Annotated in this window: 7 protein-coding genes; 2 read left to right on the plus strand and 5 right to left on the minus strand. The window is 65.8% G+C overall.

Features of this window, described 5'->3' with window-relative positions:
* Nucleotides 1-60: 60 nt before the first annotated feature.
* The gene (locus tag AB7F41_RS06020) at nt 61-1,671 is read left to right on the plus strand and encodes a Na+/H+ antiporter (protein WP_428382748.1); all 1,611 of its coding nucleotides are present in this window, start codon (nt 61-63) and stop codon (nt 1,669-1,671) included.
* A 69-nt stretch (nt 1,672-1,740) separates the two neighbouring features.
* Here AB7F41_RS06020 and clpB read toward each other — a convergent pair whose 3' ends face one another.
* Nucleotides 1,741-4,362: an ATP-dependent chaperone ClpB gene (gene clpB, locus AB7F41_RS06025; protein ID WP_428406455.1), complete on the minus strand. Its 2,622-nt coding sequence runs from the start codon at nt 4,360-4,362 to the stop codon at nt 1,741-1,743.
* A gap of 211 nt (nt 4,363-4,573) precedes the next feature.
* Nucleotides 4,574-4,984 carry a hypothetical protein gene (locus AB7F41_RS06030; RefSeq protein WP_428383933.1) on the minus strand — a complete coding sequence of 137 codons (411 nt, stop codon included), beginning with the start codon at nt 4,982-4,984 and terminating at the stop codon, nt 4,574-4,576.
* A gap of 91 nt (nt 4,985-5,075) precedes the next feature.
* Between AB7F41_RS06030 and AB7F41_RS06035 the strand changes: the two genes are divergently transcribed.
* Nucleotides 5,076-5,837 (plus strand): MOSC domain-containing protein, encoded by a 762-nt coding sequence (locus tag AB7F41_RS06035; RefSeq protein ID WP_428383931.1) that lies wholly within the window; start codon nt 5,076-5,078, stop codon nt 5,835-5,837.
* On the opposite strand, the gene AB7F41_RS06040 is transcribed toward AB7F41_RS06035, so the two are convergent.
* The 3 genes from AB7F41_RS06040 to htpG all read right to left on the minus strand — a co-directional run bounded on the left by AB7F41_RS06040 (nt 5,834) and on the right by htpG (nt 10,056).
* Entirely contained in the window at nt 5,834-6,733 is a 900-nt protein-coding gene (locus AB7F41_RS06040; RefSeq protein ID WP_428383930.1) for a DUF4167 domain-containing protein, read from the minus strand. The two genes, AB7F41_RS06035 and AB7F41_RS06040, sit on opposite strands and share 4 nt — an antisense overlap.
* Nucleotides 6,734-7,236: 503 nt before the next feature.
* Nucleotides 7,237-8,145, minus strand: coding sequence for a peptide chain release factor N(5)-glutamine methyltransferase (gene prmC / locus AB7F41_RS06045; protein ID WP_428406456.1), 909 nt, complete (start codon nt 8,143-8,145; stop codon nt 7,237-7,239).
* Nucleotides 8,146-8,148: 3 nt separating this feature from the next.
* Nucleotides 8,149-10,056, minus strand: coding sequence for a molecular chaperone HtpG (htpG, locus tag AB7F41_RS06050; RefSeq protein ID WP_428383928.1), 1,908 nt, complete (start codon nt 10,054-10,056; stop codon nt 8,149-8,151).
* Nucleotides 10,057-10,349: the final 293 nt, after the last annotated feature.

Raw genomic sequence — 10,349 nt, forward strand, 5'->3', positions numbered from 1 at the left:
GTTTGGCTGCAGACACGTCGCGGGCGCTCTGCCGCTCAGCGCGGCCAAAGAGGAGCGCGCATGATCGCCGGGCTGCAGATTCTCGTCTTTCTTCTGGCGGTGGTGGCCTTCGTCGCCTTCATCGCCCTTCGTTCCGGCGTCGCTTCGCCGATCCTGCTCGTGGCTTCCGGCGTGCTCATCGCCGTTGCGCCCGGCGTGCCGCCCTTTGAGCTGGAGCCGCAATTCGTGCTGCTCCTCGTGCTGCCGCCGGTGATCTACATTTCCGCGATCAACATGAGCTGGCGGGAATTCAAGTTCAATCTGCGGCCGATCCTTCTGCTCGCCGTCGGCTGCGTCGTCTTCACCACCATCGCCGTGTCGGCGGCGACCAATTGGCTGCTCGGCTGGCCTTTGGCGGTGGGATTTGTGCTCGGCGCGATCGTGTCGCCGCCCGACGCCGTCGCGCCGCTCGCCATCGCGCGACGCATGCAGTTGCCGCGGCGCATCCTGGTCATTCTCGAAGGCGAAGGGCTCGCCAATGACGCCACGGCGCTCGTTCTCTATCGCTTTGCGGTGGCGGCGGTCGTCGTCGGGTCTTTTTCCCTGGCGCAGGGCGCCGAGACCTTCGTTGCGGTCGTCGCCGGCGAGATCATATGGGGCCTTGCCGTTGGCTGGATGATGTTGCGGCTGCGCCGGTTCATGCGCGACCCGCGGATCGAGATCACGCTTTCGCTGATTACGCCGTATCTCGCCTATTGGCCGCCCGAACATCTCGGCGGCTCGGGCGTCATCGCGACGGTGGCGACCGGCCTCTACATCAGCTGGAACGGCCCGAGACTGATCAGCGCCGCCACGCGGCTCCAAGGCGTGTTCTTCTGGGACTTCTTCCTTTTCATCATCGAAGGGCTCGTGTTCCTCTTCACGGGTCTGCAGGCGCAGGCGCTCGCTTCCCGCATTCAGGATCACTCGTTGAACGAGCTGGCGACGTCGGCGGCGATCGTTTCGCTCGCCGTGATCCTGGCGCGTTTCGTATGGATTTTCCCGCTGACCTATCTGCCGCGCTGGCTCATCCGGCCGTTGGCGCGACGCGACCCTTCGCCGCCCTGGCAATGGCAGTTCATCATTTCATTCACCGGCGTGCGCGGAATTGTTTCACTGGCGGCGGCTCTGGCGATTCCTTTGACGACCGCGCAGGGCGAACCGTTTCCCTACCGCGACTCGATCTTTTTTCTCGCCTTCTGCGTCGTGATGGTCACGCTCGTCTTTCAAGGGACGATTCTGCCATGGATCATCCGCAAACTCGGCCTCTCCAAGACGGGAATGGAGGAACGCCTCGTCGACCGCGCCGAGGAGCTTCGCGCCCGCCACGCCGCGAATGAAGCGTCCAGTATGAAGCTGGAGGATTTCGGCGCGCAAAACGAGGTTCCGGATGAAGCGATGCTGACGCTTCGCGGCCAGCAGCAATATTTTCTTTCGCGCGTTCACATGAGATGCGACATCAAGGAAGAGCGTCGCGAGATGGCGGAGCTTCACGACGAGATCGAACTGCTGCTCATCGCCGAGGAGCGCGTTCTGATCAATGCGATGCTGGGGGACGGCAAGCTCAAGGACGAGGCCCGCCGTCGCATCGAGCGGGAGCTCGATCTGCGCGAGGCCGATGTGCTGAACCGACGCGCCGAGCGGCCGGGGTAAGCGGCGCAGGGTTTCGCTGGAATCCCGGTCAGGCCTTTGGCCTGCCGGGAATTCCAATGCGGGGAATGGCTAAGCGTTCCCCACCGTTCGCAGCAGCGGCGCGGCGCGCCCATGCGTCGACTTGCCGTCGATGAGCAGTCCCGCGGCGTCGGCCGAAACCTGGACCGTCGCGCCGTCGATGATCTCGCCGCCAAGCAGGCGTTCGGCGAGCGTGTCCTGCAGCTCCTTCTGCATGACGCGCTTCAGGGGCCGCGCGCCATAGGTCGGGTCGTAGCCCTTCGCCGCGAGCCAGTCGCGCGCCTTGGCGTCGAGATGCAGCGTGATCTTGCGATCGTCGAGCAGCTTCTGCAGGCGCTTGACCTGGATGTCGACGATCGCGCCCATGTCCTCGCGCCGCAGGCGGTTGAACAGGATGATTTCGTCAACGCGGTTCAGGAATTCCGGCCTGAAATGCGCCCGCACGACCTGCATCACTTCGCCATGCACGGCGGACGAATCCTCGCCCTCCTTCTGCATGACGAGGAATTCCGAGCCGAGATTCGACGTCATGATGATCAGCGTGTTCTTGAAGTCCACGGTGCGGCCCTGGCCGTCCGTGAGGCGTCCGTCGTCGAGCACCTGCAAGAGCACGTTGAAGACGTCCGGATGCGCTTTCTCGATCTCGTCGAACAGCACGACCTGATACGGCCTGCGGCGGACGGCTTCGGTCAGCGCGCCGCCTTCCTCATAGCCGACATAGCCGGGCGGCGCGCCGATCAGCCGCGCCACCGAGTGCTTTTCCATATATTCGGACATGTCGAGCCGCACCATCGCGGTCTCGTCGTCGAACAGGAAGCTCGCCAGCGCTTTGGTCAGCTCGGTTTTGCCGACGCCGGTCGGGCCGAGGAAGATGAAGCTGCCGATCGGACGGTTGGGGTCCTGCAGTCCGGCGCGCGCGCGACGCACCGCGGTCGACACGGCGACGACCGCGTCATGCTGCCCGACGACGCGCTTCGAGAGCTCGTCCTCCATGTGCAAGAGCTTTTCGCGTTCGCCTTCGAGCATCTTGTCGACCGGCACGCCGGTCCAGCGCGAAACGACCTGCGCCACGTCATTGGCCGTGACCGCTTCGTCGACCAGCGTGTCGGCTTGGCTTTCCGTCTCCGCGAGCTTCTTTTCGAGGTCGGGAATCTCGCCATAGGTGAGTTCGCCGGCGCGCTGATATTCGCCGCGGCGCTGCGCCTGCGCCAGTTCGTTGCGCGCCGCTTCAAGCTGTTCCTTGAGCTTCTGGGCCGCGCCGAGCTTGTCCTTCTCGGCCCGCCAGCGCGCGGTGAGCGCCGCCGACTTCTCTTCGAGGTCGGCTAGCTCGCCTTCGAGCTTCGCCAGGCGGTCCTTCGAGGCGGCGTCGGTTTCCTTCTTGAGCGCTTCCTGCTCGATCTTCAGCTGGATGATGCGCCGGTCGAGTTCGTCGAGCTCCTCGGGCTTCGAGTCGATCTGCATGCGCAGACGCGACGACGCCTCGTCGACGAGGTCGATCGCCTTGTCCGGCAGGAAGCGGTCCGAGATGTAGCGGTTCGACAGAGTCGCGGCGGCGACGATCGCGCTATCGGTGATGCGCACGCCGTGATGGAGTTCGTATTTCTCCTTCAGGCCGCGCAGAATCGAGATCGTGTCCTCGACCGTCGGCTCGTCGACGAAGACCGGCTGGAAGCGTCGCGCCAGCGCCGCGTCCTTTTCGACATGCTTGCGATATTCGTCGAGCGTGGTGGCGCCGACGCAATGCAGTTCGCCGCGCGCCAGCGCCGGCTTGAGCAGATTGGAGGCGTCCATCGCGCCATCCGCCTTGCCCGCGCCGACGAGAGTGTGCATCTCGTCGATGAACAGGATGATCTTGCCTGCGGCGGCGGTGATCTCGTTGAGAACGGCCTTGAGCCGCTCCTCGAATTCGCCGCGATATTTCGCGCCGGCGATCAGCGCGCCCATGTCGAGCGCGAGCAGTTTCTTGTCCTCGAGTGACTCCGGCACGTCGCCGTTGACGATGCGCAGCGCCAGTCCCTCGACGATCGCGGTCTTGCCGACGCCGGGCTCGCCGATGAGCACAGGATTGTTCTTGGTGCGGCGCGACAGCACCTGCACGGTGCGGCGGATTTCCTCGTCGCGGCCGATCACCGGATCGAGCTTGCCTTCGCGCGCCGCTTCGGTGAGGTCGCGGGCGTATTTCTTGAGCGCGTCATAGGCGTTTTCGGCGGAGGCCGAATCGGCCGTGCGGCCCTTGCGCAGATCCTCGATCGCGGCGTTCAGCGTCTGCGGCGTCACCCCCGCGTCCTGCAGAATGCGCGCCGCCTCGGAATCCTTCTCCATCGCCAGCGCCAGAAGCAGCCGCTCGACGGTGACGTAAGAATCGCCCGCCTTCTGGGCGATCTTCTCGGCGTTGTCGAAAAGGCGCGCGGTCGCGGGCGCAAGATAAAGCTGGCCGGCGCCTGAGCCGCCGACCTTCGGCAGTTTCGCAAGCGCGGCCTCGGTTTTCGCCAGCGCCTCGCGCGAGCGTCCGCCGGCGCGGTCGATCAGCCCGGCGGACAGGCCCTGATCGTCATCGAGCAGGACTTTCAGAATATGTTCGGGCGTAAACTGCTGGTGTCCCTCGCGCGTCGCCAGCGCCTGCGCCGACTGAACGAATCCGCGCGCGCGTTCGGTGTATTTCTCAAAGTTCATTCATAGCCCCTCTGACCAGGAGGCGGCCCTTGTTCAAGCGGTCCGCCCCGCGTCCAAAATTTCCTCGAGGCCCCTTGTGGCGGCCCTCTCGTCGATATGGGAAGGGCCAGGCGGCGGTAAAGGGGGTGCGGCGCGAAAGCGCGGACTCGACCGCGCCCAATAAGCCAACGATCGCGCGCTCATCGCACATGAGAGAACGCTGTTAGCTGCTTTAGCGCGCTTTGCGCGCAGCCCCCCGGAACGCGCGCCATCCGCCGTAGAGCGTCAGGACCACGAGCGACAGCATCATCGCATAGACGAGGCCCGAGGCGATGAGACCTGCCGCTGGACTGCGATACATCGCATAGATGTCCGGCGGCCGCTGCTCGGCGCCGGGGCTCAGATGCGCGAACCAGAGAGCGGCAGCGCCGAGACAGCCGATGACCGCCCAGAACGCCGCGCCGATCTTGCCACGAAAATAGAAATGCAGCGCGGCGCCTATGAGCGCGTATTTGACGGTCAGAAACACGGCGGCGAACGCCCAGACCAACGACAAATCGTCGCGCAAGAGATGGTCGAGGTCATGTGCGGCCGACAGCGCGATCGCGCCCAGCACAAGGACGGTGAGCGTCTTGTCCGGCATGGCGGGCCTCCTCTAACGGCGACGATGGTTTTCGTGACGGCAGGGTAGGTGTAGGCAATTTGCCTCGACCTGTCATCGAAGCAGAGACCTCATGCGACTCGCCTCTCTCTACTGCTATCCCGTCAAAGGCCTCTCGCCCGAGCCGCTCGACGCCGCCGATCTGCGGGCTGACGACTATTTTCCGGGGGACCGACTGTTCGCCCTCGAAAACGGGCCTTCGGGCTTCGATCCCGCGGCGCCCGAGCATCAGCCCAAGATCAAATTTCTGATGCTGATGCGAAACGCCGCGCTCGCGGGTCTGAAGACGCGCTATGACGCGGCCGCAGGCGCGCTGACAATCGCGCGCGACGGCCGCGATGTCGCGACGGGATATGTGCGGGCGGCCGAAGGACGAAAAGCCATCGAGGACTTCCTGACCGGCTTTCTCGGACCGGAAGTCCGCGGCCGGGTGCGGCTCCTGGCTGCGCCGAACGGCTTTCGATTCACGGATTCAAAGTCGGGCTTCGTCTCGCTCGTCAATCTGGCGAGCGTCGCGGCGATCGCGCAGGCGCAAGGGGCCGCGGTCGATCCGCTGAGGTTTCGCGCCAATCTCTATGTCGAAGACATGACTCCCTGGGCCGAGGCGGCGCTCTTGGGGCGGACGCTCGCCATCGGCGGCGCGAGGCTCGAAGTTCTCAAAATGACCGACCGCTGCGCGGCGACGGGCGTCGACCCCGAAACCGGGCGGCGCGACATGGATCTCGTCCAGACTCTGCGCGAGAATTTCGGCCACATCGATTGCGGCGTCTATGCACGGGTGATTCAGGGCGGCCGCATCGCGGCCGGCGACGCCGTCAGCGTCGTCTGCGCCTAGAATCTGTCCGGCTCGGCCGGCGCCTCGCCCACCTGCGGCGCCTCGTCCTCGCGCGATCCGCCGCTGACGTCGTCCATCGACGGACGCGGCCGCCGGCGTCGGCGCGAGCTCAAATGATAGTTCACGCCGCTTTCATGCTCACGGGGCGCAGCCTCGCGGGGCGCGGCCTCGCGTTCGACGAAGGGCTCGGCGCCTGCGTTCTCGCTCGGCGTCGTGCGGGCCGCCGGCGCGGTGATGAATGACGGCAGCGCGGCGCCCGCGCCGCTTTCGCTCGCGCCGGCCTCGCCGCGCGGCGGGAAACGACGCTCGCGGTTGCGGTCATAGCCCTGGTTCCGCGGGCGGTCGCCGCCCTCGGCGTTGCGGTCTCGGTTGAACTGCGGCCGCTCTGACCGCTGCGGACGTTCCGGACGCTCCGCGCGTTCGGCGGCGCGCATGTCGCCGATCGGGCGCTCCTCGAAGGGCTGGGGCTGCGGCTGCGGCGGCGCGTAATGCGGCTGCTGCTGCGCAAAAGGCTGCGGCTGCTGCTGGTAGGCCGGGGCCGGCAGCCGTTCGGAGAGCGGCGCGAAACGATCGGGGAGAGCGGCGAAATCGTCGTCGTCCTCGGCGGTCTCGACCTCGGCTTCCATCTGCGGGCGCGCAAAGCCGTTGACCTGCTGTTGCTGCGCGGCGGCGATGAGCCGGAAATAATGCTCCGCGTGCTGCAGCAGGCTTTCGGCCATGATCGTGTCGCCGGAGGACTGCGCATCGCGCGCGAGCTGCAGATATTTTTCGGCGATATGCTGAGCCGTGCCGCGGATCTTCACGTCAGGGCCGTTCGACTCATAGGACCGCGTAAGCGGATTCGGCCCCTTGCGGCCGCTGCGTCCGCGGATTCTCTTGTTCTGCCCTGGTCTCATCAAACTCCCCGAAATCTCGCTGCGCCTGATCCCCGCCTGCGCGGCTTGTCAACAACGTCGCCGCCAAATTCCTTTGCCAGACGCAGCCAACGCCAGAACGGACAGACGAGGGCGATCCGTTCCCGAACCTCGAGCTTCGATTGCGCTGCGCGCGAGTCGATTTGCCTCAAGTCAGCCGCGACCAGCGGCCCCGCGTAGTTCTGCGCCAATTCCCCTCAGCGCGACTGCATGCGCCCACCGAGACTGCGTGCCGTTCGCCAGCTGGGCGCACAAGCCCGCGGCAAATCGAAGTGGCCTCACTTCGGCGCTTTCATGTCGATTTCGACGCTGCTCCTGGCCGGTCGTTTCGGGCTTCCGTTCGCGAAGCGGAGCCAAAGGTTTCGAGACGCTGCCTCGAATTCGGCGATCGGCTGGACCTGGGATGACTATAGTGGAGGGGGTGGCCCCCAACAAGGTCAAGCGCCCGGCGCAGGGCCAAAAAAGGGGTTACTGTAGCCAATATGTCACGGCCTTGGCGGTGAAAACCGCGCCGCGACGACCCGCTCATGACCGCCGATGTCGCGCGCCACGCGCTCGATTTCGAAGCCTTTGGTGCGCAAAAGCTCGGCGACGCCGGCGGCCTGATCAAAGCCCACTTCGAAGATCGAGACAGCGTCGTCGGCGAGCAGCCGCGGCGCGTCGCCGATGATCTCCCGATAGCAATCGAAACCGTCGGCGCCGCCGTCGAGCGCCAGCGCCGGATCATGCAGCCGCACTTCGGGCTCCAATTCTGCGATGTCGCCGCTGCGCACGTAAGGGGGGTTGGAGACGATCAGGTCGAAGCGCGCCTGAAGCGCTTCCGCCCAGCGGCCGCGCAACACGCTGGCGCGGTCGGAGAGGCCGCAGCGGGCCAGATTGGCGCCGGTCGCGCGGCAGGCCTGCTCCGAAAGATCGACGGCGACGGCCCGCGCCGCCGGCAGTTCGCTAAGAAGCGCGCAGACGATCGCGCCCGAGCCGGCGCCGAGGTCGAGAATCGAAAGCGGCGCGTCGCGCCTGTCGGCGACGCAGGCCAGCGCCGTCTCGACCAGCGTTTCCGTGTCGGGGCGGGGATCGAGCACGTCGCGCGCGACCGCAAGGTCGAGCGTCCAGAATCCGCGCTCTCCGAGGATGCGCGACACCGGCTCTCTGGCGGCGCGGCGCGCCGCGTAGTGGGACAGGGCGCCCGCCTCCTCCTTCGACAGCGGCGCGCGCGGCGCCAAGGCGAGTTCGAGCCGCGTCAGACCGGTCGCGGCGCGCAGGAGCAGGCGCGCATCCTCCTGCGCATCGCCGATCCCGGCGGCGCCGAGACAGTCCACAACGATCGCGATCGCCTCGGCGCGCGTGAGCGGCGGCTTGCCGCCGGTTGCGGCTTCTCCCTCGACGCTCAGCGGGATCTCCTATGTTCGGTTGGCGAGAAGCGCCGTCAGCCTGTTGGCGAAGGCCGCCGAATCGACGGGATGTTCGCCGTCCGCGACCCGCGCCAGATCGAACAGCAGAAGCTGATCGTCGCGCGTCGCGTCGCGACCTTTCGTTCGCAAGGCCGTCGCCAGCGCGGCGATCGCCTCATGCTTCGGGTTGATCTCCAAAACGGGCTTTCCGAAGGCCGTCTGTTGGCCATGTTCGGCCAAGAGCCGGGACAATTGGCGATCGAGGCCGGCGTCGGGCGCGACAAGGCAGACCGCGCTGTCGGTGAGCCGCGTCGAGGCGCGCACGTCGTCGACATATTCCGCGAGCGTCTCCTTGAGCGCTTCGACCAGGTCGCCGACGTCGGCGGGCGGCGCGGTCTCGGTCTTCGGCGCGTCGACGAGCGGGATCGCGTCGATGTCGGCCTGGCCCTGAGTCACGGATTTGAACGGCTTGCCTTCGAAGCCCAGCGCGCTCGTCACCCAAAAGGCGTCGACGGCGTCGTCGAGAAGCAGCACCTCGACGCCTCTTGCGCGGAAGCCTTCGAGTTGCGGGCTGGCGCGCAGTCGCTTCATGTCGTCGCCGACAAGATAATAGATCGCCGTCTGATTTTCCTTCAGATCGGCGACGTAATCCTTGAGCGTGCGGGTTTTTTCCTCGGATCTGGTCGAAGCGAAACGCGCGATTTCGAACAAAGCGTCGCGGCGGCTCGGATCCTCATGCAGGCCTTCCTTCAGCACGGAGCCAAAGTTTTTCCAGACCTCCGCGAATTTCTCGGGTTCGGAATCCGCGAGCTTTTTCAGCTCCTGGAGAATGCGCGTCGCGATCGCCTTGCCGATCGCGCCGACGACCGGGCTTTTCTGCACCATCTCGCGCGAGACGTTGAGCGGAATGTCCGCGCTGTCGACGACGATGCGCATGAAGCGCAGCCAGGCCGGGAGCATGTCCAGGTCGCGCGAGATCAGGACGCGACGGACATAAAGCTTGGATTTGCTTCGTCGCGCCGGGTCGAAAAGATCGAAAGGCCGCGCGCCGGGAACAAAGGCGAGCACCGTATATTCGGTGCGTCCTTCGGCGCGCCAATGGGCGATCAGCGCCGGCTCGTCCAATTGCCCCGACAGTTGCCGGTAGAAATCGACATATTGCTCATGGGCGATTTCGGACTTCGGCTTCGTCCACAGCGCGACGCCTTCGGCGATTCGCTGGGGCGCTTCGCCGGGCGCCGAGATCAGGTCGATCGGAGCGGCGATTGCGCCCGAGTGCTCGCGCACGACGCTTTCGACGCGCCAGCTTTCGAGAAACTCGTCGCTGTCGGCGTTGAGATGCAGCGTGACGCGCGTGCCGACGGCCGGCGCCTCGTCGAGCGGCAGCGGCGCGATCTGATAGGAGCCCTTGCCCTCGGAAGTCCATAGCCAGGCCTGATCCTGGCCGGCGCGCCGCGTGACCGCCTCGACGCGATCGGCGACCATGAAGGCCGCGTAGAATCCGACGCCGAACTGGCCGATGAAGCCGGCGTCCTTGTCCTTCCCGAGCTTGTCGAGGAAGGCGCGCGTTCCCGAATTGGCGATGGTGCCGAGCGCGCTGATCAGCTCCTCGCGCGACATGCCAACCCCATTGTCGGCGACGGTCAGCGTTCGCTTGTCCTGATCAAGCGAGATGGTGACGAGCGGCGCGCCCGCTTCAGCGGCGAGCTTTTCGTCGGAAAGCGATTCGTAGCGCAGCTTTTCGCAGGCGTCGGCGGCGTTCGAGACAAGCTCGCGCAGGAATACGTCGCGCTCCGAATAGACGGAATGCGTCATGAGCTCCAGCAGACGCGCGACATCGGCCTCGAAACCGAAATCGGCGGCTTGCGGATTGGCGGCGGCAGCCGAAGTGTCGACGGATGCGGCGTCGTCGGTCATGTTCTCTCCACGGAAAAGCAAAATGGAATGGGCGTCGCGGACTGCGCGACAGCGTATCCTGAGTTCGTCATTGCTGCGAAATTTGCAAGAACGCCTGGCGGTTGGCCAAAATTAGACGAGCCGGCGCGGGAGCGAAACTCCCGGCCGGCCCGACCATCGCCACGACCTCTATTTCTCGTAACCGCGCGCTTTCGGGGGGCTGGGGGGCTGACGAAACCGAAAACACGCGGCCCCGAGCTGTCGAGGCAATGAACTTCATGTTGGGCGTCGCGTTTGTCTGACAAGGGGCGCCA

It is taken from the genome of Methylocystis sp. (assembly GCF_050251305.1).
GTDB lineage: Bacteria > Pseudomonadota > Alphaproteobacteria > Rhizobiales > Beijerinckiaceae > Methylocystis.

Excerpts from the sequence above, each read along its gene's own strand:
- AB7F41_RS06020 (WP_428382748.1), top strand. The coding sequence starts at position 61 with ATGATCGCCGGGCTGCAGATTCTCGTCTTTCTTCTGGCGGTGGTGGCC.
- clpB (WP_428406455.1), bottom strand. The coding sequence starts at position 4,362 with ATGAACTTTGAGAAATACACCGAACGCGCGCGCGGATTCGTTCAGTCG.
- AB7F41_RS06030 (WP_428383933.1), bottom strand. The coding sequence starts at position 4,984 with ATGCCGGACAAGACGCTCACCGTCCTTGTGCTGGGCGCGATCGCGCTG.
- AB7F41_RS06035 (WP_428383931.1), top strand. The coding sequence starts at position 5,076 with ATGCGACTCGCCTCTCTCTACTGCTATCCCGTCAAAGGCCTCTCGCCC.
- AB7F41_RS06040 (WP_428383930.1), bottom strand. The coding sequence starts at position 6,733 with ATGAGACCAGGGCAGAACAAGAGAATCCGCGGACGCAGCGGCCGCAAG.
- htpG (WP_428383928.1), bottom strand. The coding sequence starts at position 10,056 with ATGACCGACGACGCCGCATCCGTCGACACTTCGGCTGCCGCCGCCAAT.